We start from the raw sequence: 20,577 nt of genomic DNA on the forward strand, positions 1-20,577 counted from the left end.
TCGATGTCTGGACTCATTGCCAAATCCCGTGGCCTGTTGCTGCCGCTGTTGTTGATCGGCGGCTGGGAATACCTGTCGCGCCAGGACGCGGCGGGGGCTTACGCCTTTGTACCGCTGTCGACCATCGGCGCCGCCTTGCTCGAACTGCTGGCCAATGGCGAGCTGCTGGTGAACCTGTTGGCCAGCCTGGCGCGTACCAGCACCGGCCTGGCGCTGGGCATTTTCTTTGGGGTCCTGTTGGGCGTGTTGATGGCGCTGTCGGGACTTGCCAACCGGCTGATCGGGCCGCTGTTTCATTCGATCCGCCAGGTCCCCATGCTCGGCTGGATTCCGCTGATTGCCATGTGGTTCGGCAACGGCGAGTTCTCCAAGGTGCTGATCGTGAGCCTCGCGGCCTTCTACCCCATGGTTCTCAACACCTACCAGGGCTTCCACCATGTCGAACAGCGCTATCGCGAGGTCGGCCAGGTGCTGGTGCTGAGCCGCTGGCAACGGTTTCGTCATGTGCTGTTGCCCGCAGCGCTGCCAAGCATCGCCACCGGTGTGCTGCACGCGCTCGCGTTTGCCTGGGTCACGGCGGTGGGCAGCGAGTTGTTCCTGTCTTCGGGAGCCGGCCTGGGCAACCTGATGATGAACGCCGAAGCCGGCTCACGCATGGAAGTCATCGTCCTCAGCGTGTTGTGCATCGGTCTGTGCGGTTACCTGATGACCCTGCTATTCACCCTTCTGAGCCGCCATTTGCTGCGCTGGCGCAACATTCGTTGAAAGGCCACTCCATGAACGCAATCGCCCAACATATCCTGCCCCACAGCACTCCGTTACAGTCCGGCGCGCTGCAAATTCGCGGCCTGAGCAAGGCCTATCGGATCGAAGGCCAGCCTTTGCCGGTGCTGCGCAACATCAACCTCGACGTTCGCCCCGGCGAGTTCGTCAGCATCGTGGGTGCCAGCGGCTGCGGGAAATCCACCCTGCTGCGGCTCATCGTCGGGCTGGAGGCCGACTATGAAGGTGACATCCTGCTCGATGGCAAGCAGATCGTGGCCACCAGCCTGGAACGCGGGATCGTGTTTCAGGATCACCGTTTGTTTCCGTGGATGACCCTGAACCAGAACATTGCCCTGGCCTTGAAAAACCATCCACTGTCCCAGACGGAAAAAGACCGTTTGGTGGCCGAACACATTGCCCTGGTCAACCTTGAGGGCTTCGAGAATGCCTACCCGCACCAGTTGTCCGGTGGCATGGCGCAACGAGCCGCCATTGCCCGGGCCCTGATCAACAAACCGAAAGTGCTGTTGCTCGACGAACCCCTCGGCGCGCTCGACGCGTTGACCCGGGTACGACTTCAACACGAACTGCAGCGCATCTGGGTGCAACAACGCTGCACCGTGATCATGGTGACCCACGATATCGAAGAAGCCCTGTACCTGGGTGACCGGGTGATCGTCATGGACGCCCATCCGGGACGGATCAAGCACGAAATCAAGGTCGACTTGCCCCATCCCCGGGACCGGGCTTCAACCGTGCTGCAAGGCTACAAGGAACAACTGCTGGAGGAACTGGTGGGGCATTGAAGCCCGGACCGGTCCGTCGAAGCGTGGAAAAACCACAGGATTCACAGGAGTAAACAAATGGGCAATGTCCAAAGCCCCGCCAGTCTGCCGCAGGTATTCCAGGGCCCGGGCCTCGGTGAGCTGCTCAACCTTGGCCGGGTATTTCGCGAACCCTTGGCACTGTCTCGCCTGCACCGCACACCGCAACGGCTGTTGAGTCGTCGCGAGGTGGTCTTGCTGGGGGTGTTGGCGCTGGTCCTGCATGGCGCGGTGATTGTCTGGGTCAGCCAGGCACCTACGCCGCAACTGCCCGTAGTCCCCCCGGAAATCCCGCCGATGACCATCGAGTTCTCCCGGCCGGCGCCACCCGTTGTCGAACCACCTGCGCCCGAGCCGATTGCCCAACCCGTGGTGGAGCCGCCGCCACCGGTGGAAGATGAATTGGCCGTGAAGCCACCACCGCCCAAGCCGATACCCAAGCCCAAGCCTGTGGTCAAGCCAGTGCCCAAACCGGTGGCCAAGCCGGTGACAGCGCAACCTGCCCCCGCCGTGACGCCGCAACCGGTGGCCGCGGCGCCAGCACCTGCGGCACCGCCTGCCCCTCAGCCCGTGACCCCGGCTTCGGCAACGGCCGGGTACTTGCACAACCCGGCGCCGGAGTACCCGTCCCAGGCCTTGCGCCGGGGCTGGCAAGGCACGGTGCTGTTGCGCGTGCATGTGTTGGCCAGCGGCAAGCCCGGTGAAATCCAGATTCAAAAAAGCAGTGGCCGCGAATCGCTGGACGACGCCGCACTGGCCGCCGTGAAACGCTGGAGCTTCGTCCCGGCCAAGCAAGGCGACACCGCGCTGGACGGCTGGGTCAGCGTGCCCATCGACTTCAAAATCAAGTAACTCAAACCTATCGAAACCCTGCGGGCTACCTGGCAAAAGGCGCATCGCTACAACTGATCTAATGCCTTGTTGGAGCACCCGACCATGAGTCTACTCACCTCCCCCTTCGAATCCATCGAACACGCCGTCATCTGGCTGCTGATTGTCTTCTCCGTCGCGACCTGGGGCCTGGCCTTGCTCAAGGGCCTGCAGTTCACCCGGTTGAAGACGCAGGACCGAAAATTCCATCGGCTGTTCTGGGCCGCTTCGAGCCTTGAATCGGCCGCCGATTTCGCCAACAACCTGCCTGGCGCTGCAGCCCGCGTTGCGCTTGCCGGTTACAACGCGATCCAGATCAGTGACAGTCAGAACGCTGACCTCAGCCAGTCGATCAATCATCAGGACCGCCTTGAGCGTGCCTTGCGCCAGCAGATCGTGCGTGAACGGCGCTCGCTGGAAACCGGCTTGGCCATCCTCGCCAGTATTGGCAGCACCTCGCCCTTCATCGGCCTCTTCGGTACCGTCTGGGGGATCATGTCTGCATTGAAAGGGATCAGTGCGGCGGGCTCGGCGAGCCTGGAAACCGTGGCGGGCCCCATCGGTGCCGCACTGGTCGCCACCGGCGTCGGTATTGCTGTCGCCGTGCCGGCGGTGCTGGTCTACAACTATTTCCTGCGTCGCCTGAAGTTGACGGCAGCAGACCTGGATGACTTTGCGCACGACTTCTACAGCCTGGCGCAGAAACATGCATTCCGTGTACTGCTGAGCCCTGTCGCGGGTAAATCCGCCGCCAGCACCTCAGGGCAGAAAATCAAGGAGGCGTCCTGATATGGCCTTCTCTACACAAGACAGCGATGAAGTACTCAGCGAGATCAACGTCACGCCCCTGGTAGACGTGATGCTGGTGCTGTTGGTGGTGTTCATCGTCACGGCGCCTCTGCTGACCAATGCGATACCGATCAACTTGCCGAAAACCGAAGCGGTGGCGCCGGTAGAGCAGAAGGACCCTTTGGTGGTGAGCATCGACGGTGCCGGCAAACTGTTCATCAACAAGGATGAGATCCAGCCGGATCTGCTGGAGTTCAACCTGCAGGCGGCGAAGGCCAAAGACCCGGAAGTGCGCGTGCAATTGCAGGCCGATGACGGCGTGAATTACGGCGAAGTGGCCCGCGCCATGGCGTCGATCGAGCGCGCGGGGATCAGCAAACTGTCGGTGATCACCGCGAGGTAAACCGCACGCGGTCACTGTAGGAGCCCGGCTTGCCGGCGATAGCGGTCTTCAGGGCCACATCGCTGGCAAGCCAGCTCCTACAGGTATGGGTGGAGTTCAGCAATGCGCGCTGGCATGCTCAACGCGATGAAACAGGCGGTTGAAATACACCAGGCTGTCGCGCGGCTCGCGCACGCCGACCTTCGTCAGCTCGACGAACATCACCGAGTGCGAGCCCACTTCCTTGCACTCGCTGATCCGCCCTTCCAGCTGTACCAGGGCATCGCGCAGCACCGGCACATCGGCCGCGCCGTCATCCCACAGGTCCCAGGCGAAGCGCTCGGCCATCGGCACCTGGGTCATGCCGGCGAAATGCCGGGCCAGTTCTTCCTGCTCGCCACACAGCACGTTCACGCACAAGTGACCATTGGTGCGGAACACGTCGTGGGTGGCGCTGTTGCGGTTGACGCACACCAGCACGGTGGGCGGCGAATCGGTCACCGAGCACACGGCGCTGGCGGTGATGCCGCAACGTCCGCCAGGGCCATTGGTGGTGATGATATTCACCGCCGCAGGCAGCTGCGCCATGGCGTTGCGAAAGTCGATTTGCTGCTGGCTCAGGTCGGCCATGTCGATGCCCCTTCCTTCTAGGAGGACCGCCTTCTTGCGGCCCGTAGCTGATGGAACAAGACTAAGGCTGCAGGCGCTGCGTAACCATTCTGACGATCCCCATGCCGAGGTTGGGTTTCCGCTAGTCGACTAGGTGGTTTCTTTATCGCAAGGGCCGGCCACAGTGGGTATTCTGCTCACTGGCTCAAGAAAGACGAGCCAATGCATGCCGTGCGTTCGCGTGCGAAAACAATCATTAGAATTTTCGTGGCAGCCCTGATGGAAACCCGCAAACCGATTGTTTACATCGTTGACGACGACAAGGACCTGCGCACTTCGCTGGCGTGGTTGCTGGAGTCGGTCAGCGTGCAGGCGCAGTGCTTTGCCGGCGCCGAAGAGTTCCTCAGCCAGTACGACCCCAAGCAGCCCGCCTGCCTGGTGCTGGATGTGCGCATGCCGGAAACCAGCGGTTTCCAGTTGCAGGAAATCCTCAACCAACGTGGCAGCACCTTGCCGACCATCTTCGTCTCGGCCCATGGCGACATTCCGATGTCGGTCACGGCAATGAAGAACGGCGCCCTGGATTTCGTCGAGAAGCCCTACAACCCGCAGCAGATGATCGACCGCATCCAGGCCGCACTGAAGACCGCCGTGCACGCCCAGGCCGACCAGCAGCAGCGTCAGAACCTGCAAGGCAAGCTGGCACTGCTGACCAGCCGTGAGCGGGAAGTGTTGATGCTGGTGATCGATGGCAAGGCCAGCAAGGTGATTGCGCGGGAGCTGAACATCAGCGTCAAGACCGTTGACGTGCACCGCACCAAGATCAAGGAAAAGATGGGCGTGAGCAGCATTGCCATGCTGGTGCGCGAGGTGCTGCATTTGCCGGTGGAAGAGCCGGTGCGGCATTGATCATTCTGTCTTTGCCGACAGGCCGTTTTCGCAGCAGATCCCTGTAGGAGCCGGCTTGCCGGCGAAGGGGTCAGCCTGCCATCTAATGTGTTGAATGACACACCGCCTTCGCTGGCAAGCCAGCGCCTACAGTGGATTTTTGTCGTACACAGGATTCGTGTTCGCGGCAGGTCCCTGTAGGAGCCGGCTTGCCGGCGAAGGGGTCGGCACATCCAACATCAAGGGTGGGTGTCAGATCTGGCTATACCGCTTGCGATAAGCGCCCGGCGAAACACCAAAACGCGATTTGAAGGCCGACGAGAAGTAGCTCGAATCCGAGAAGCCCCACGCATAACACAGCGCCGACAGCTTCTGGTCGACATCGGCGCGGCGCAGGTTTTCGGCGCAGAAGTCCAGGCGGCGGTGCTTGATGTATTGCGCCACCACCAGGCCGCGCTTGGAGAACATGCGGTACAGGCCGCGCACGGAGATCCCCACTTCACGGGCGATCAACTCGGGGCACAGTTCCTCGTCGCTGAGGTGTGCATCAATGAAGGCGATGATCTTGCGGAACTGCCGTTCATGGGGATCGGCAACGCTGTCGCGAGCGCTGATGCCCGGCAGCAACAGGCTGGCCAGCGCGTCGAGCACGGCCTCGCTTTCCTGCATGTCCAGCCCGTCCTGCTGGCGGGTGTCCAGCACCAGTTTGTTGGCCATCGCCGCCAAAGGGCTGCTGGACGCAATGCGCGTGGCGCAGTTGACGGCGTTGAAGTGCGAACCACGCTCGACCACCTGGCGCGGCAGAATCAGCGACAGCTGCCGGCAATCGTCGTGGTAGATCATGTCGCTCGGGCGGCTGGCGTCGATCAGCGCGATGTCGCCACAGCCCAGTTGCGCTCGGTTGTCGCCCTGCTCCAGTTGCGAGCTGCCGCGCATCTGGAACACCGCGTAATAGTGGCCGTCGCTGCTGGTGCTGACGTCCTTGCTGGTGCGATACAAATGCACGTGCGCCATGTCGACCACACTCAGGTTGATCGCCCCGCTGCGAAATTCCGCCAGTTCGCCGTAGAAATCCGTGTCCAGCGCCCGCGCGTCAAAGCGCCCACAGGCCTGGTTCACCTGGCTCAACCAACTTTCGAACGCCTCATTGCGCACCGTCGATGCTGTAATCATGTCCGCAAAGCCTCACGCTTCTTGTTGTTATTTTTCGACCGTTTCATCGAACGGTTCGCTAACACGGTTGTTTCTGTAGCCATCGCCTCCCTCGATGGCCGCCGGGCGCCGATTTAACAGGCTCCGGCGCGTGCTTTCCAGCCTTCCTTAGTCTTACAGGTCCAATACCAGACGAGCGGAGAGCGCCCGGGATACACAAGCGCAAATCTGCTTGTTCGACGCCTTTTCCTTATTGGACAGGCAGTTGTCACGGTGCTCCGGCACGCCGTCCAGCACTTCGACGATGCAGGTACCGCAGATGCCTTCGCGGCACTCGGTGTCGATATCGCAGCCGTGGGCTTGCAGCACGTCGACCAGGCTGGCGTCGGCCGGCACGTGCAGCACCACGCCCGAACTGGCCAATTCCACTTCGAAGGTGCCGGCCGGGGCGCTGTTGGCCGCGGGGTCTGCGGCGAAGTGTTCCAGGTGAATCGAATCGTCCGAACGGCTGCGTGCAGCGACTTCCACCACTTTGTTCATGAACGGGGCCGGGCCGCAGGTGTAGACGTGGGCTGCGGGGTTGGCGCGGTCCAGGCAGGCGCTCAATGCGCTGTCGAGATCAGCCGGTTCTATGCCGTAGTGAAACTCGACGTTATCGGCAAACTGTGTCGCCAGCAGCTCGGTAAACGCAGCGTATTGCGCCGAACGGGCGAAATAATGCAGGCGGTAAGGCTGACCACTTTCGGCCAGTTTATAGGCCATGCTCAGCAGCGGTGTGACGCCGATGCCGGCGGCAAACAGTACGTGTTCGCAGGCACCGTCATCGAGACGGAACAGGTTGCGTGGTGCACCCATTTCCAGCTCCATGCCCTCTTGCACCTGCTCGTGCAAAGCCTGCGAGCCTCCGCGAGATTGCGCTTCTTTCTTCACCGCCACCAGGTAGGCGCGGCGATCCTGTGGCGGGCTGCACAGCGAATACTGACGGGTTACGCCGGTCGGCCCGGTCAGGTCGACGTGGGCACCCGGTTCATAGGTGTCGAGCGGCTGGCCGTCACTGCGCACGAGGCGAAAGGAGCGGATATCCAGCGCTTCGTCGACGATCCTTTCGATCTTCACCTTCATCATTGCATCACCTGAATATAAATTTTCTTGTCAAACACGGCCCCCTTGTAGGAGCTGGCTTGCCAGCTAAGGCGGCCTTGAGTCATACATCGCCCATCAGAGCGCCTTCGCCGGCAAGCCGGCTCCTACAGGGATGGCTGTTCACCCGGCCCCTGTAGGAGCTGGCTTGCCTGCGATGGCGGTCTTGAGTCTTGCATCGCCAGTGTTGACGCCTTCGCTGGCAAGCCAGCTCCTACAGGGTTATTTGTTCAGCCATAGGATCGCTTATCGCATGAACAAGCCGCCGTTGATGTCCCAGCACGCGCCCGTCACGGAGGTTGCGTTATCGGCGACCAGCAGTAATACGCTGTCAGCGACGAACGTCGGGTCGCCGAGGCTACCGGTGGGGATCATTTTCAGGATCTGCTCCAGACGCTCCGGCGCCACACTTTCGCGCACGATCGGCAAGTCCTGCGGGCCTGGCGAGATGCTGTTGACTGTCACCCCTTGCGGCGACAACTCACGGGCGAAGACCTTGGTCAGCGTCGCAACGCCGCCCTTGGCCGCCGCGTAATGCGCGCCGGTGGCGGTGCCGCCGTTTTGCCCGGCCAGGGACGCGATGTTGACGATGCGCCCGAAGCCACGCTCGGCGAAGTGCGCACCGAACACCTGGCAGGCAACAAAGGTGCCGCGCAGGTTGATCGCCATCGACTCGTCGAACTCTTGCGGGGTGATGTCCATCAGCGCCGCGACTTTCGACACGCCGGCGTTGTTCACCAGAATGTCAGTGCCGCCCCATTGCTCGGTGAGCAGGTCGCGGGCACGCTGGAAATCCGCCTTGCTGCGCACATCCAGTTCGATGGCCATGGCGCTGGCGCCAGTGCCATCCAGTTCGGCAGCCAGTTGCTGCACGCCCTGCAGATGCACATCGGCCAGCCCGACGCGATAACCCGCAGCGTGCAGACGGCGGGCGATGCACTCGCCCAAACCACGCGAAGCGCCCGTAACAAGGGCTACTCGACTCATGATGAAACCCTCACAAAAGGAAGCCGAGCGCGCTCAGGCTGTCGGTGGAGTTGATCAGGCGCACCACTTTGCGTTCCAGCGACGGCATGCCATCGGTGAAGCGAATGCGGTGGTTCAGGTCGGCCACGAACGGCGTATGCACGCCTCGCTTGTAGGCGTACAGCAACTGTGCGGAGTTGACTTCAACGATGTCACCGGCCGCTTCCACCAGGCGAAACCGCGAAACGGTGCGAATGGTTTTTGCCGCGTCCACGGCCGACGGCGAGAAGCCGGCGCTCAAGCGCTCGATACGCAAGGCGCGCATGCGTGCATCGTCGTAGGCGTAGTTCAGCGTCGCTTCGAAGTCTTCGGTGTCCGGGTCGATCGGCACGATGTACTTGCCGCTGTCGCTCCACAGGGTCGCCCATTCGGCGTAGTTCTTGTGGTCGAGCAGTTCGGCTTCGCGCCAGATGAACTCCATGGCCTGGGCCAACGGGCCGGTAAAACCGTTCAGGGTGTCGTGATTGCTCATTGGCTCATCATCCTTTTCCACATGTCGTAGGCACCACGCATGCCGCCTTCGTCGGTGGCGTGGCTGACTTTGTCGCCGTTTTCAGCGGTGATTTCGCGGTTCAGGCCGCGGTTGACCAGGATTGGCGCATCGACGCCGGCATACGAGCCGCGCTGCACGCGATCCCAGGCCTCGGCATCGTCAGGGCTGCCGAAACCGAACGGGCCCTGGAAGTGTTCGTGAATGCGCATACGCTCGCGGTTGGCGATTTCCGGGCCGCCGTCCATGCCGAGGGCAACGTGACGGATCTCGGTTTCGGTGACCGACACTGGGCGCAGCACACGAAAGAACGACATCGACATCGCGATGTTAGGGAACAGGTTCAGGTTGAAACCGGCGCCGTGCAGCGAACGCACAATGCGACGCACCTGATCGGCGGGCAGGGTCTTCGACAGCTCTTCAGTCACATGGGCGAAGCGCTCCTGCAACTGCTCGCTGCCGTCGTCGTGATCAAGATCGACGTGCTCCGGGACCATGACCATCACGCTGTGGCCGTTGCCCAGCGAGTGGGTCACGGCGTGTTCGTCGGTCATGAACGAGAGCATTTCCGAGGTTTCTTCATCGACCGACGACATGAACGACTTGTGCACGATCGGGAAGTGATAACCGTCGGTGGTGTTTTCCAACTGGATCTTCCAGTTGCCCTTGAAGCTGAACTTGTGTTCGCCCTGGGTCTTGATCGGGTAGCCCGCGCCCTGCTTCATGAACAGGTCCATCCAGTGCTTGGCGCCACCGAGGAAATCTTCCAGCGGTTCGATCTCGTCGTTGTAGCTGGCGAAAATCATGCCGGCGTAGCTCTCGACACGCAGGCTGGTCAGCGGCAGTTCGGATTTCTCCAGGATGCCCTCGTAGCCATCCGGATACGGCAGCGCACGCAGCTTGCCGTCCAGGCCATAGGACCAGCTGTGGTACGGGCAGGTGAAGCCGGTGGCGTTGCCCTTGTGCTTTTCGCACACGGTGGCGCCACGGTGCCGGCAACGGTTTTCCAGCACGTTGATGGTGTTCTTCTTGTCGCGCACGACAATCACCGGACGCCGGCCGATGGTCGCGGTTTTGAAGTCGCCGCTGTTGCGCACTTCGCTTTCATGGGCGACCCACACCCAGGTACGGTAGAAAATCTTGTCCAGCTCGGCTTCGAACAGCGCCGGATCGTTGTACAGCGAGACGTCGACGCGGTCATGCTGGACCAGGTCTTCGGGGCTTTTCGACGTCGCGATCAGCCGGTATTCATGAGTGCTCATGCGGTTCTCCTCATGGCTTGTTTTTATGATTTCTTGGAGGCTGGGCGTTCGCCGGCCATGCTGTGTTGCAGTTGCGCACCGAAGGCGCAGACCCGTTCGTCCTGTCCTTTGCGGCCAACGATTTGCAGGCCGACTTTCAGCCCGCCGCAATCGAGCTCCACCGGCACCGTCAGTGCCGGGTGGCCGCTCAAGTTGAAGGGTCGTACAAGCGGGGTCATGCCGGCCACGGCTTTGCTGCCGGCGCGGGCTTCGCTGAGGGTCGGCGGCAGGCTCGGCAGCGTGGGCAACAGCAACACCGCAAAGTCTTCCAGCGCCGCGTCCACCTGCCGGGTGAAACGGGTGCGCACGGCTTCGGCGTGGGCCACTTCCTGTGCGTCGGTACGGCTGGCGGCCAGCAGACGGGTTTCCACGTCGGCGCCGATCAGGCCTTTGCCGGTGAGGTGACCGAACGCCGCCCAGTTTTCAAAATTGATCACGGTCAGGCCGGCCGCGAAGGCCGCTTCGAATTCGCTCAAGTACAAGTTGCTGCGATGCCAACCGGCACGGTCGGCAGCGGCACCCAGGCACGCTTGCAGGTGCGGGTCGCAGGCGACTTCGAGGAAGCCGACTTTGGCATTCGCCCCTGGTAAACCTTGCGTTGCAAAACCTGGGCAAATCACCTGCATCGCGGCGATCAGGTCGTCCATGGATCTGGCGAACGGCCCGACGCAATCGAGGCTGGAATTCAACGGATGCGCACCGACACGGCTGACGCGACCATAAGTCGGCTTCAACCCGGCAACCCCGCAGCACGCTGCCGGCACGCGCACCGAACCACCGGTGTCGGTGCCGATGGCGATGTCTGCCAGGCCGGCCGCGACCGCCGAGGCCGAACCGCTGGACGAACCGCCCGGCACCCGATCCGGCGCCTGCGGGTTGATCGGCGTGCCGGTGTAGTCGTTGATCCCGGTCACGCCGAACGCCAGTTCATGCAGGTTGGTCTTGCCGACGATCTGCCAACCGGCGTCGAGGATGGCGTCGACCACGTCAGCGTTTTTCGTCGCTGCCGGGGCCTCGGCAAAGGCCCGGCTGCCCGAGCGGGTCGGATGGCCGGCGATGTCGATGGAGTCCTTGATCGCAACGCGCTTGCCACTGCCACCGAGGAGGAATTCGCTGATGAAGGTACTCATGCACTCAACTCCGTATTGAACAAACGCTGGGTGCGAAAATGCGCGATCAGCCAGACGCCGTCGACACAACGAAAATCGATGTTCAGCCGAGTGCCGAACAACTCGTTGCGGCCATCGGCGTAGGTCGAAATCTGCTGCATGATCCACTGCCCTTGCGCCCCGCTGCCGTCGACAACGATCGACTCGCTGGTGAGGTAGTGCAGGTTCAGCTTGAAGTGGTCGGACGGCGGCAGGTAACCGCCGACGAATGCCGCCACAGCGTCGCGTCCCCGGTGTTGACCGAAGGTCTGCGCCGTCTGGCTGCCAACGCCTTCCCAGATCGCGTCTGCACAGAACAGCTCAGCCAATTCACTGACCTGAGTGAGCACCCGCGGCACATCGCACAGGTCCATGTAGCGCGCCATCAGGCGGCGCACCGCACTTTCCCCTTCGAGCGTCGCCAGACGCCGCAGCAAGGTCTCGTTCATGGCTTACACCTTGGCCGCATCAGGGATGGTCAGCGGGCGACCGATGCGCGCTTCGATCTTGGCGTAGCGCCACAGGCTGTATTGGCCGACCGGCGTGGTGCGGAACAGGTTGCAAGCGTCGATCACCGACTGGTGGCAGTCGACGTCGGCCATGATGTACACGGTCCACGGCGAGGTGGTCGACGGGCCGACCATCAAGCGATCGTCGTCCATTGCGCCGAGCACGGTGATGCCGGGCATGGCGCCGAGATCGCCCATCATCTGGCTGAAGCCTTTCCAAACGCTCAGGCCTTCGCCGGTGGGCAGGTCGAAAAAGTTCTGGGTGATGCCGATGCAGAAGACGACGCGCAGTGGTTCTTGGGTGGTTTGCGACATGGGTGAAGTTCCTTGAAAAAATAATGAGGGTCAGATGTAGCCCGGGAACGGCGGCACGCCGAGGAACACCGAGCCGGCGCCGTCGTACAGGCCTTCGCTGAGGAAGGCGTGCTGGGTCACTACCATCGAGTCACGCAGGTAGCGTTGCAGCGGATGGCGCAGATAAATGGCGGTGGTGCCGGCCAGGCTGTAGGCGCTGTGCACCACTTCGGCGCCGGCCTGGGACACATGGATCGCCGACAGTCGCAGCAGGCTGGTTTGTTCCGGGGTAACCGGGTTGCCGGCGAGGATCGAGTTCCACACCTGTTCGGTGGCGTTGTAGAAGAAACCGCGGGCGGCGCTGAGCTTGGCTTCGGCCTTGGCGATCTCGATGCGCACGTAAGCGCGGTCGGACAATTTCGGCGCGCCGGTGATGCCACTGCCGCCGGCCATGCGGCTGATTTCGTCCAGTGCGGCGCGGGCCAGGCCGAGGTTGACCACCGCCAGCACTTGCGCGGCGTAGGCAATCGACGGGTAGCGGAACAGCGGTTCGTCGATGGTCGCGGCGCCGCCACGGATGAAGGTCCAGCGTTCGTCGACGGGTTTGTCGGTCACGCGCAAGTCGTGGCTGCCGGTGCCCTTGAGGCCGACCACGTCCCAGTTCTCGACGATGTCCACCTGCTCCGGGCGGAACACCGCGGTGCGTGGCTTACCGCCCGCCGCGCCGATGCCCACGCCGAGCAGGTCTGCGCCTTTGCAGCCGCTGGCGAATTTCCAGGTGCCGTTGACCTGATAACCACCTTCGACGGCTTCGGCCGGCTGCAACGGAAACAGGCCGCCGGCGAACACCAGGTCCGGGCTGTCGGCGTACAGTTCAGCCAGGGTTTCTGGCGGCAGAGCGGCGAGGTAGACGCCGGCGCTGCCAAAGCTGGCGACCCAACCGGCAGAGCCGTCGGCTTCGGAAATGCGTTCGATCATGTGCAGGAACAGCGCCGGCGCCAGGGCGTCGCCGCCAAAGCATTTCGGCGTGGCAGCGCGGTAGATGCCCACTTGCTTGAAGCGCTCGATCATGTCCCGAGGCACGTGGGAGCCGGCGTCGAATTCCTCGCGGCGTTGACGCACCTCATCCAGCACTTGCTGAAATAGCTGACTCTCGACCATTGGCACGACCGGGGCAGACACAGGGTCTTGTTGCGCGACAGCTGAACGCAGCATGGGCTTTCTCCGTATTGCTTGTTATTAGCTGGAGCCAGGCTGGACGCTGGCGACCGTTTATAAGTGCCGGTGACTGCACGCTGATTCCCTTTGTAGGAGCTGGCTTGCCAGCGAAGAGGCCCGCGAATTCAGCGGTGACCTCAAGGGCGCCTTCGCCGGCAAGCCGGCTCCTACAAGGGGTGATTCAGTGATGCGGGGGCAGCGACCGTTACGTTGATGGGACCCAGTGTAAAAACCGTACCGCGGCGCAACTATTGGGGCGTGCAGCCTCCCCGCTAAAGAAAACCCCTAGGCCCACGCCGGTTACCTCTGAGCGCATCGCGCTGTGCGAGCAGGTATAAAGCGCCATACTGCAAACCCCTGCCGCCAAGGGCCGTGCGATGTACCTGCCAAAACCGAACGACTTCTACACGCTGATCGAAGCCATGCCGCTGTGCATCATTCTTCATGACGCGCACACCAAGGAGATTCTCTGGGCCAACGCCGCCGCCCTGGCGGCGCTGGGTTTTACCCTGCAAGAGCTGACGCCGCTCAAAGCCCCGGACATGACGAGCGACGCGCCGAAGTACCGGCGCTCGGTGGGTTTGCGTTGGCTGGAAGGCGCGGCGCGCACCGGGCAACGGGCCATCGAGTGGTGCTATCGCTCCAAGCAAGGGGTGGAGATCCTGTCCGAGGCGGTGGCGACCCTGGTGCACCTGGACGGTCGCGATGTGTTGATGGTGCAGTTCCGCGACATCTCCAAGGAGGACAAGGTCAAGCGCGATCTCAAGCGTTTCGAGAGCCGGCTCAAGGCGTTCATGCAGGACCTGGCCGAGGGTGTGGCGGTGCTCGGCCCCGAGGGTGATGTCCGTTTTATCAGCGACTCCGGCGCGCACCTGCTCGACAGCGAAGTGCATACGCTGATGGGCAAGAATTTCCTGGTCTGGTGCGACGAGGCCTCACGCCAGCGCCTGCTGCAACAGTTTGCCCATGAGACGCCGGAACACGCGCCGTTCAACGTGCATTACAAGGTGCAGCGCCGCGATGGCGAGTGGCGCTGGCATGACGCGACCTGCCGCTACATCGAGATCGAGGACGATCTGGTCGGCCACCTGCTGCTGTTTCGCGATGTCACCGAGCAGGTCCGGGCCGAAGAAGCGCGGCGGGTCAGTGAACAGAAACTCGAGTACCTGGCGCGTTACAACGCTATGGGTGAAATGGCCGTGGCCATCGCCCACGAATTGAGCCAACCACTGGCCGCCACCCGCAACTTCATCGAAGGCACGGTGATTCGCCTGGGCAACGCCGGGGAAACCGATCAAGGCGTCGCCTGGGGTTTGCAGAACGCGGTGCGGCAAATCGAACATGCCTCGGTGATTATCAAGAGCGTGCGCGATTACGTGGTCAAGCTGGAGCAGTCCGAAGAGCGGGTCGACCTTAATGAGCTGCTGCGCGAAACCCAGTACTTCATCAGCCTGCGCGCCGATCCGAGCCTGGTGCGGGTGGAGGTGGTCGCGGCGCCCGAACCGCTGATGGTGAGTTGCGAGAAAGTGCTGATCGGTCAGGTGATCCTCAACCTGGCCTTCAACGCCATCGAAGAAATGGCTGACCTGCCGGCCGAAAGGCGTCTGTTGCGCATCCATGCCAGCCGTGAGAATGAGGTGGCATTGGTACGCATCGAAGACCGCGGCCGGGGCATTCAGGCCCAGGCGCAAGAGAAGCTGTTCGACGGTTTCTTCTCGTCCAAGGTCAGCGGCAACGGCATTGGCCTGGCGTTGTGCAAGAACATCATCGGCCGCCATCGCGGCGATATCTGGGCGCAAAACCTGGAGCCGTGCGGCGCGGTATTTACCTTTTCCTTGCCCCTCTCCACCTCCCTCTAGTCCGTGTTTCCCCCACCCCTCTGTAGGAGCTGGCTTGCCAGCGAAGGCGTCCTTGAGGTTTGCGCTGAACCCGAGGGCCTCTTCGCTGGCAAGCCAGCGCCTGCAGGTTTGCGTCCGATAAACGCTCCCGCCGCCCTGCAATATCAGGCTTTGGCACAGATTTCATGACACTGGCACAGACACACAAACACTTGGCAGGCAGGGCAATTCTCCTGATGGCGCGGCACGGCAGAATCAAAGGGTAAAAATCTGCCAAAGCACCCGCGATCCGCGTTACCAACAATTCAGGAAGTTCCCCGTATGCGAACAAACAGGATCTCCGTACAGTCAGCGCTAGGCCTGAGCCTGCTTGTACTCGGTTTGAACAGTGCCCGTGCGGACTTGCCCGCCGGCACCGTTGGCCAGACCGTTCTACCGTTTCCACCAGAAGCTCACCGGGCGTTCATCATCGACGTTGAATTCGACAGCTTCGTGGTCGGTCGCGTGACCGTGGTCGACCCGGACCAGAAGCGTGTGCTGGGCATGGTACCCACCGGTTTTGCCGCACCGTCGACCCTCAGTCACGACAAGAAAACCCTCTACAGCGCCGACATCTGGTATTCGCGCGGCACCCGCGGCACCCGCACCGACGTGCTGACCGCCTGGGACAGCTCGACCCTGTCGCCGGCCTGGGAAGTATCGCTGCCGAACAAGCGCGCCGAATCGTTGACCCAGCGTTATTCGCTCAACGCCAGCGGCGATGACAAGTTCATCTACGTCTACAACTTCACCCCGTCCACCTCGGTGACGGTGGTCGATACCCAGGCGAAGACCGTTGCCGGGGAAATCGCCATTCCGGGCTGCGTGCTCAACTACCCGATCGGTAATCGCCGCTTCGCCTCCCTGTGCGGCGACGGCAGCCTGCAAGTGGTGACCCTCAACGACCAGGGTCAGGAAACCGCACGCAGCCGCACGCCGTTCTTTGATCCGAACGCCGAAAAACTGGTAGAGCGCGCGATCAACGTCGGTGAGACCTACTACTTCACCACCACCCTGGGCACCGTGCGGCCCGTGGACTTCTCCGGTGATGCACCGAAAATCCTGCCGGCCTGGTCGCTGGTCAACGACGAAGAGAAAAAAGCCGGTTGGGCGCCGGGGGGCTGGCAGCTGATGGCCGCCTCGCCGAAGCTGGACCGCTTGTACGTGCTGATGCACGACGCTCACGAACCGATGAAGTGGGAAGACCCGAGCCCGCTGATATGGGCGTTCGACCTCAAGACCCACAAGAAGGTAGCGACCCTGGAGGCCCCGGTTCCGGTGTGGAGCATGCAGGCCACCGGCGACGACAAGCCGCTGCTGCTGGGTGTCGACGTCGAAGGCGGTTTGCAGATCTTTGATCTGAAGACCAACAAGCTGACCGGCAGCATGCCGAAAGTCGCGAAGACCGCGACCCAGGTCATGAGCTACTAAGAGGTTCGGCCATGCACACAGATCCGATCTTCATCATTGCCAGCGCTATCGCCATCGCGGTGTTGCTGGCCAGCGCCGCGACCCACAAGTTGCGCGCGCCGGCCCGCTTCACTCGGCAACTGGCGGACTACCAACTGCTGCCCCAGGGGCTGGTGCGCCCGACGGCACGGCTGGTGCCGCTGCTGGAACTGGCCATCGCCTTTGCCCTGTTGATGCCGGTCAGCCGCGGTTATGCCGCCTTGAGCGCCGCCAGCCTGCTGGCGCTGTACGCCGCGGCCATCGGCATCAACCTGTGGCGCGGTCGTGCCGACATCGACTGCGGCTGTGCCGGCCCTGACCAGGCACAACCGCTGCGCCCGGTACTGCTGGCGCGCAACAGCGCGTTGGTTGCGCTGGCGCTGGTGGCCAGCCTCGCACCGGTGGCCCGCGACCTGACCCTGTTCGATGGCTTCGTGACCCTGGCCTCCGCCGCGGTGGCGCTGCTCATCTACGCCGCGGCCGATGGCCTGCTGGCGAATTCCCCTCTTCTGCTCAAATTGATTGGTAGGTAATCGAAATGGAAGGCTTGATCGTTTCCAACGTTCTGCTCTGGGTGCTGCTGGTGGCCGTGGCGTTTGTCGTCATGGGCCTGGTGCGGCAGATTGGCGTACTGCACGGTCGCCTGGCGCCGGCTGGCGCACTGATGGTCGACAAAGGCGTGGCGGTCAACGAAGCCGCGCCGCAAATCACTGCTGCTGACCGTCATGGTCGCCCGGTGAACTTCGGTTATGCCGGCGAGAAATCGCAACTGCTGTTCTTCCTCTCGCCGACCTGCCCGATCTGCAAGTCGTTGCTGCCGGCGATCAAATCCATCGCCAAGGAACAAGCCGGTAACCTCGACGTGGTGTTCGTCAGCGATGGCGACATGGACGCCCAGCAAGCGCTGATCCGCGAACACAAACTCGAAGACGCCACCTACGTGGTCGGCCCGCAAGTGGGCATGACCTACCAGATCGGCAAGCTGCCGTACGCGGCGTTGATCGACAAGTCCGGCACCCTGCGCGCCAAAGGCCTGGTCAACTCCCGCGAGCACCTGGACAGCCTGTTCGAGGTCGAGCACTTGAAGCACGCCACGCTGCAGCAATACCTCAATGCCCAACCGCATGCCCACGACCACAGCCACAGCCACGGCCATAGCCACTGATAAGGCAGGGAGACGTTTATGAAACTGCTGGATCTGTTGTTTGAGCGCTCGACCCGCCGTGTCGCCGACACCACCTCGCGCCGTAAATTGCTGTCGCGCATGGGGTCGCTGATGGTGGCTGGCGCCGCCCTGCCCCTGCTGTTGCCGCTGGATCGCACCAGCAAGGCCCTGGCCGCCGAACCTGCGCAAGCCGGTGACCCGGGTGATCCGAACAGCTGCGACTACTGGCGCTACTGCTCCATCGACGGCTTTCTGTGCAGCTGCTGCGGCGGGTCGGTGACTTCCTGCCCACCGGGCACCGAAGCCTCGCAAGTGTCCTGGATCGGTACTTGCCGCAACCCGGCTGACGGCAAGGACTACATCATTTCGTACAACGACTGCTGCGGTAAGCAAAGCTGCGCCCAGTGCGCCTGTACGCGTAACGACAGTGAAGAACCGGCCTATCGCCCGTTCAACAACAACGATGTGAACTGGTGCCTGGCCGCCAAATCGCACATCTACCACTGCACCGTGTCGGTGATCCGCGGCGTCGCCATTTAAACGCGCAATTTCCGCCGGTTGCTCGCGCAATCGGCGGCTTTTTTTTCTGTGGCTGCTTTCCTTTTTTTTACTGCTTTGTGTGTGTGTACCTGTAGGAGCGAGCTTGCTCGCGTAGAACTCAAGGGCGGCGCGTTAAACCATTTTGCCCGCGTTATCGTTGACGTCCTTCGCGAGCAAGCTCGCTCCTACACGGGTACCAAACGGTCATCAGTGGAGTTCGGTTAAATGCGTCGTTTTATTTTGCTCGGTCTCGTCTGCGCCCTGAGCGCCCCACTTGCTTTCGCCCGGGCCATTCCCAACCCGAACCAGCACCACGCGCCGGGCAATGAATCCCCGCAGACCCCGATTGCCCAGGCCGGGTACAGCGTTGGCGTGAACTACCAGCTGCAATGCGCCGGCTGCCATTTGAACGACGGCACAGGTTCTGCCGCCAACGACGTGCCACGGATGAAGGGGTTTGTCGGCAATTTCCTGAAGGTGCCCGGCGGTCGCGAATTCCTGGTGCGGGTTCCGGGCATGTCGCAGTCGGCGCTGAACAACGCGCAACTGGCAGACCTGATCAACTGGCTGATGCGTGAGGACGGCATGGCGGGCCAGAGCCGGCCGGCCGACTACCAGCCCTACACCGCCGAGGAAGTCACGACGCTGCGCGCCAAGACCATGCTCAACCTGCCCGGCACCCGCGTCGAGTTGATCAAGGCCATGCGCGCCCAGGGCATCGCGATTGAAGACGGGATGAATTACTGACGACGGCGGAACACGGCATGGGGCATGGCCATGCCAACGCGCTGGTGGCCTACCACCTGGCCGCCACCCAAAGCGGCTGAGCACGCGCTGTCGGTGGCGCCGGACAAAACGGGCGCCACCACTTCCTGTGCCCTATCCTTTCATCGAACCCATCACGCCGGACATGCCCATGTCAGCCGCCAAATCCCCCTTGCTCGACAGCTGGCACCACAACGCCCAGGCCTGGATCGTGGCCATTCGCAACGGCACCATCGAAAGCCGCCTGAAGGTGACCGACCAAGCCATCCTGCTGGCGATCATGGGTCGCCAGCCCGAACGTGTGCTTGATCTGGGGTGCGGCGAAGGCTGGTTGCTGCGGGCGCTGGGGGACCGGGGCATTGAAGCGGTCGGCGTGGACGGCGATGCGACGTTGGTTGAGGCGGCGCGGACGGCGGGGACAGCGACCGTGCACCTGGCGAGTTATGAACAACTGGCGCAAGCAGACGTCGACATTGGTCGCGACTACGACCTGATCTGCGCCAATTTTGCTTTGCTGCATCAAGACATCATCCCGCTGCTTGCGGCCATGAATACCCTGCTCGCCCCCGGTGGTGCGCTGCTGATCCAGACGCTGCATCCGTGGACGGCAGCGGCAGGTGATTATCAGGATGGCTGGCGGGAGGAAACCTTTTCCACGTTCAAGGGCCAGTGGCAGCCCATGCCGTGGTATTTCCGTACTCTGTCCAGTTGGCTGAACGCGCTGGACATGGCCGGTTTTGCGCTGGTTGGTTTGCAAGAGCCGCAGCACCCGCAGAGCCCGGTGCCACAGTCGTTGCTGTTGGTGGCCGAGCGTCGGCAGATTCAAAATTGATATAGCAGACACACCCACAATCCCTGTAGGCGCTGGCTTGCCAGCGAAGGCGTCGGCAAAGCCAACATTGGAGGTGGCTGGACTGGCACATTCGCTGGCAAGCCAGCTCCTACAATGTTTGTATCAAACACCGCTCTTGCGCCCACCCACAATCCCGTAGGAGCTGGCTTGCCAGCGAAGACGTCGGCAAAGCCAACATCGGCGGTGGCTGGTCTGGCGCTTTCGCTGGCAAGCCAGCTCCTACAATGTTTTGTGTCGAACACCGCTCTTGCGCCCACCCACAATTCTGTAGGAGCTGGCTTGCCAGCGAAGGCGTCGGCACAGCCAACATTGGCGGTGGCTGGTCTGGCGCTTTCGCTGGCAAGCCAGCTCCTACAAGGTTTGGTATCAAACACCGCTCTTGCGCCCACCCACAATCCTGTAATTGGATGGACTCGCCCAAGCCGAGGCGTCAATGCGCCACGGTGGCAGTCTAAACAGCCAACGACAGCGAGGGCGAGTCCATGAAAAATCATAGTTCGATTCATCAATCCGTGTCTTCTTC

Annotated in this window: 24 protein-coding genes; 14 read left to right on the top strand and 10 right to left on the bottom strand. The window is 62.3% G+C overall.

The window, feature by feature from the left end; translation table 11 throughout:
* Window positions 1–3: 3 nt before the first annotated feature.
* From J1D76_RS25515 to J1D76_RS25535, 5 genes are all read left to right on the top strand, one after another.
* A complete protein-coding gene (locus J1D76_RS25515) occupies window positions 4–765 on the top strand; it encodes an ABC transporter permease (RefSeq protein WP_421141151.1) in 762 nt (253 codons plus the stop codon).
* Between the two features lie 11 nt (window positions 766–776).
* Window positions 777–1,571 (top strand): ABC transporter ATP-binding protein, encoded by a 795-nt coding sequence (locus J1D76_RS25520; RefSeq protein ID WP_421141153.1) that lies wholly within the window; start codon window positions 777–779, stop codon window positions 1,569–1,571.
* Window positions 1,572–1,628: 57 nt separating this feature from the next.
* On the top strand, window positions 1,629–2,441 hold the full coding sequence (locus J1D76_RS25525; protein ID WP_421141154.1) for an energy transducer TonB: 813 nt from the start codon (window positions 1,629–1,631) through the stop codon (window positions 2,439–2,441).
* 84 nt (window positions 2,442–2,525) lie between these two features.
* Window positions 2,526–3,248 (top strand): MotA/TolQ/ExbB proton channel family protein, encoded by a 723-nt coding sequence (locus J1D76_RS25530; RefSeq protein ID WP_421141155.1) that lies wholly within the window; start codon window positions 2,526–2,528, stop codon window positions 3,246–3,248.
* Window position 3,249: 1 nt separating this feature from the next.
* Window positions 3,250–3,651 (top strand): ExbD/TolR family protein, encoded by a 402-nt coding sequence (locus J1D76_RS25535; protein ID WP_347907311.1) that lies wholly within the window; start codon window positions 3,250–3,252, stop codon window positions 3,649–3,651.
* A gap of 96 nt (window positions 3,652–3,747) precedes the next feature.
* Here the strand turns inward: J1D76_RS25535 and hpaC are convergent, their stop codons facing one another.
* Window positions 3,748–4,260, bottom strand: coding sequence for a 4-hydroxyphenylacetate 3-monooxygenase, reductase component (hpaC, locus tag J1D76_RS25540; RefSeq protein WP_103395704.1), 513 nt, complete (start codon window positions 4,258–4,260; stop codon window positions 3,748–3,750).
* Window positions 4,261–4,518: 258 nt separating this feature from the next.
* Here hpaC and J1D76_RS25545 point away from each other — a divergent pair, with 258 nt between their 5' ends.
* Entirely contained in the window at window positions 4,519–5,148 is a 630-nt protein-coding gene (locus tag J1D76_RS25545) for a response regulator transcription factor (RefSeq protein WP_110662334.1), read from the top strand.
* 231 nt (window positions 5,149–5,379) lie between these two features.
* On the opposite strand, the gene feaR is transcribed toward J1D76_RS25545, so the two are convergent.
* The 9 genes from feaR to J1D76_RS25590 form a co-directional block, all read right to left on the bottom strand.
* Window positions 5,380–6,300 (bottom strand): transcriptional regulator FeaR, encoded by a 921-nt coding sequence (gene feaR / locus J1D76_RS25550; RefSeq protein WP_421141157.1) that lies wholly within the window; start codon window positions 6,298–6,300, stop codon window positions 5,380–5,382.
* Window positions 6,301–6,453: 153 nt separating this feature from the next.
* Window positions 6,454–7,404 carry a PDR/VanB family oxidoreductase gene (locus J1D76_RS25555; protein WP_421141158.1) on the bottom strand — a complete coding sequence of 317 codons (951 nt, stop codon included), beginning with the start codon at window positions 7,402–7,404 and terminating at the stop codon, window positions 6,454–6,456.
* A gap of 261 nt (window positions 7,405–7,665) precedes the next feature.
* A complete protein-coding gene (locus J1D76_RS25560) occupies window positions 7,666–8,406 on the bottom strand; it encodes an SDR family NAD(P)-dependent oxidoreductase (protein ID WP_421141159.1) in 741 nt (246 codons plus the stop codon).
* Between the two features lie 10 nt (window positions 8,407–8,416).
* Window positions 8,417–8,917, bottom strand: coding sequence for an aromatic-ring-hydroxylating dioxygenase subunit beta (locus J1D76_RS25565; protein ID WP_421141160.1), 501 nt, complete (start codon window positions 8,915–8,917; stop codon window positions 8,417–8,419).
* A complete protein-coding gene (locus J1D76_RS25570; protein WP_421141162.1) occupies window positions 8,914–10,197 on the bottom strand; it encodes an aromatic ring-hydroxylating oxygenase subunit alpha in 1,284 nt (427 codons plus the stop codon). Before J1D76_RS25570 ends, J1D76_RS25565 begins: the two co-directional genes overlap by 4 nt.
* A gap of 23 nt (window positions 10,198–10,220) precedes the next feature.
* Window positions 10,221–11,366 (bottom strand): amidase, encoded by a 1,146-nt coding sequence (locus J1D76_RS25575; RefSeq protein ID WP_421141164.1) that lies wholly within the window; start codon window positions 11,364–11,366, stop codon window positions 10,221–10,223.
* Window positions 11,363–11,833, bottom strand: coding sequence for a nuclear transport factor 2 family protein (locus J1D76_RS25580; protein ID WP_421141165.1), 471 nt, complete (start codon window positions 11,831–11,833; stop codon window positions 11,363–11,365). Before J1D76_RS25580 ends, J1D76_RS25575 begins: the two co-directional genes overlap by 4 nt.
* A gap of 3 nt (window positions 11,834–11,836) precedes the next feature.
* Window positions 11,837–12,208, bottom strand: a complete 372-nt coding sequence (locus J1D76_RS25585) for a hypothetical protein (protein ID WP_057715413.1) — start codon at window positions 12,206–12,208, stop codon at window positions 11,837–11,839.
* A gap of 30 nt (window positions 12,209–12,238) precedes the next feature.
* Window positions 12,239–13,402 carry an acyl-CoA dehydrogenase family protein gene (locus J1D76_RS25590; RefSeq protein WP_421141166.1) on the bottom strand — a complete coding sequence of 388 codons (1,164 nt, stop codon included), beginning with the start codon at window positions 13,400–13,402 and terminating at the stop codon, window positions 12,239–12,241.
* 380 nt (window positions 13,403–13,782) lie between these two features.
* On the opposite strand from J1D76_RS25590, the gene J1D76_RS25595 reads away from it, so the two are divergent.
* From J1D76_RS25595 to J1D76_RS25630, 8 genes are all read left to right on the top strand, one after another.
* The gene (locus J1D76_RS25595; protein WP_421141167.1) at window positions 13,783–15,264 is read left to right on the top strand and encodes a sensor histidine kinase; all 1,482 of its coding nucleotides are present in this window, start codon (window positions 13,783–13,785) and stop codon (window positions 15,262–15,264) included.
* A 300-nt stretch (window positions 15,265–15,564) separates the two neighbouring features.
* A complete protein-coding gene (locus J1D76_RS25600) occupies window positions 15,565–16,713 on the top strand; it encodes an amine dehydrogenase large subunit (protein WP_421141168.1) in 1,149 nt (382 codons plus the stop codon).
* Between the two features lie 11 nt (window positions 16,714–16,724).
* Window positions 16,725–17,264, top strand: coding sequence for a MauE/DoxX family redox-associated membrane protein (locus J1D76_RS25605; RefSeq protein ID WP_421141169.1), 540 nt, complete (start codon window positions 16,725–16,727; stop codon window positions 17,262–17,264).
* Window positions 17,265–17,269: 5 nt separating this feature from the next.
* Entirely contained in the window at window positions 17,270–17,896 is a 627-nt protein-coding gene (mauD, locus tag J1D76_RS25610) for a methylamine dehydrogenase accessory protein MauD (protein ID WP_421141170.1), read from the top strand.
* Window positions 17,897–17,914: 18 nt separating this feature from the next.
* Window positions 17,915–18,436: a methylamine dehydrogenase light chain gene (locus tag J1D76_RS25615; RefSeq protein ID WP_421141172.1), complete on the top strand. Its 522-nt coding sequence runs from the start codon at window positions 17,915–17,917 to the stop codon at window positions 18,434–18,436.
* Window positions 18,437–18,661: 225 nt separating this feature from the next.
* Window positions 18,662–19,183, top strand: coding sequence for a cytochrome C (locus tag J1D76_RS25620; protein WP_421141173.1), 522 nt, complete (start codon window positions 18,662–18,664; stop codon window positions 19,181–19,183).
* Window positions 19,180–19,263 (top strand): DUF4287 domain-containing protein, encoded by an 84-nt coding sequence (locus tag J1D76_RS25625; RefSeq protein ID WP_421141176.1) that lies wholly within the window; start codon window positions 19,180–19,182, stop codon window positions 19,261–19,263. The genes J1D76_RS25620 and J1D76_RS25625 overlap by 4 nt, the downstream gene beginning before the upstream one ends.
* Window positions 19,264–19,352: 89 nt before the next feature.
* The gene (locus tag J1D76_RS25630) at window positions 19,353–20,033 is read left to right on the top strand and encodes a class I SAM-dependent methyltransferase (RefSeq protein ID WP_421141174.1); all 681 of its coding nucleotides are present in this window, start codon (window positions 19,353–19,355) and stop codon (window positions 20,031–20,033) included.
* Window positions 20,034–20,577: the final 544 nt, after the last annotated feature.

Origin of the sequence: Pseudomonas sp. NFX15, from assembly GCF_049132105.1 — a bacterium.
In the GTDB taxonomy this organism is placed as follows: Bacteria; Pseudomonadota; Gammaproteobacteria; order Pseudomonadales; family Pseudomonadaceae; genus Aquipseudomonas.

Bases quoted from the DNA above. Each gene is read 5' to 3' on its own strand.
- J1D76_RS25580 (WP_421141165.1), bottom strand. From the start codon at position 11,833: ATGAACGAGACCTTGCTGCGGCGTCTGGCGACGCTCGAAGGGGAAAGT.
- J1D76_RS25565 (WP_421141160.1), bottom strand. From the start codon at position 8,917: ATGAGCAATCACGACACCCTGAACGGTTTTACCGGCCCGTTGGCCCAG.
- J1D76_RS25590 (WP_421141166.1), bottom strand. From the start codon at position 13,402: ATGCTGCGTTCAGCTGTCGCGCAACAAGACCCTGTGTCTGCCCCGGTC.
- J1D76_RS25600 (WP_421141168.1), top strand. From the start codon at position 15,565: ATGCGAACAAACAGGATCTCCGTACAGTCAGCGCTAGGCCTGAGCCTG.
- J1D76_RS25630 (WP_421141174.1), top strand. From the start codon at position 19,353: ATGTCAGCCGCCAAATCCCCCTTGCTCGACAGCTGGCACCACAACGCC.
- J1D76_RS25525 (WP_421141154.1), top strand. From the start codon at position 1,629: ATGGGCAATGTCCAAAGCCCCGCCAGTCTGCCGCAGGTATTCCAGGGC.
- J1D76_RS25530 (WP_421141155.1), top strand. From the start codon at position 2,526: ATGAGTCTACTCACCTCCCCCTTCGAATCCATCGAACACGCCGTCATC.
- J1D76_RS25595 (WP_421141167.1), top strand. From the start codon at position 13,783: ATGTACCTGCCAAAACCGAACGACTTCTACACGCTGATCGAAGCCATG.
- J1D76_RS25585 (WP_057715413.1), bottom strand. From the start codon at position 12,208: ATGTCGCAAACCACCCAAGAACCACTGCGCGTCGTCTTCTGCATCGGC.
- J1D76_RS25555 (WP_421141158.1), bottom strand. From the start codon at position 7,404: ATGATGAAGGTGAAGATCGAAAGGATCGTCGACGAAGCGCTGGATATC.
- J1D76_RS25575 (WP_421141164.1), bottom strand. From the start codon at position 11,366: ATGAGTACCTTCATCAGCGAATTCCTCCTCGGTGGCAGTGGCAAGCGC.
- feaR (WP_421141157.1), bottom strand. From the start codon at position 6,300: ATGATTACAGCATCGACGGTGCGCAATGAGGCGTTCGAAAGTTGGTTG.
- J1D76_RS25545 (WP_110662334.1), top strand. From the start codon at position 4,519: ATGGAAACCCGCAAACCGATTGTTTACATCGTTGACGACGACAAGGAC.
- J1D76_RS25570 (WP_421141162.1), bottom strand. From the start codon at position 10,197: ATGAGCACTCATGAATACCGGCTGATCGCGACGTCGAAAAGCCCCGAA.
- J1D76_RS25515 (WP_421141151.1), top strand. From the start codon at position 4: ATGTCTGGACTCATTGCCAAATCCCGTGGCCTGTTGCTGCCGCTGTTG.
- hpaC (WP_103395704.1), bottom strand. From the start codon at position 4,260: ATGGCCGACCTGAGCCAGCAGCAAATCGACTTTCGCAACGCCATGGCG.
- mauD (WP_421141170.1), top strand. From the start codon at position 17,270: ATGGAAGGCTTGATCGTTTCCAACGTTCTGCTCTGGGTGCTGCTGGTG.
- J1D76_RS25605 (WP_421141169.1), top strand. From the start codon at position 16,725: ATGCACACAGATCCGATCTTCATCATTGCCAGCGCTATCGCCATCGCG.
- J1D76_RS25615 (WP_421141172.1), top strand. From the start codon at position 17,915: ATGAAACTGCTGGATCTGTTGTTTGAGCGCTCGACCCGCCGTGTCGCC.
- J1D76_RS25520 (WP_421141153.1), top strand. From the start codon at position 777: ATGAACGCAATCGCCCAACATATCCTGCCCCACAGCACTCCGTTACAG.
- J1D76_RS25620 (WP_421141173.1), top strand. From the start codon at position 18,662: ATGCGTCGTTTTATTTTGCTCGGTCTCGTCTGCGCCCTGAGCGCCCCA.
- J1D76_RS25560 (WP_421141159.1), bottom strand. From the start codon at position 8,406: ATGAGTCGAGTAGCCCTTGTTACGGGCGCTTCGCGTGGTTTGGGCGAG.
- J1D76_RS25535 (WP_347907311.1), top strand. From the start codon at position 3,250: ATGGCCTTCTCTACACAAGACAGCGATGAAGTACTCAGCGAGATCAAC.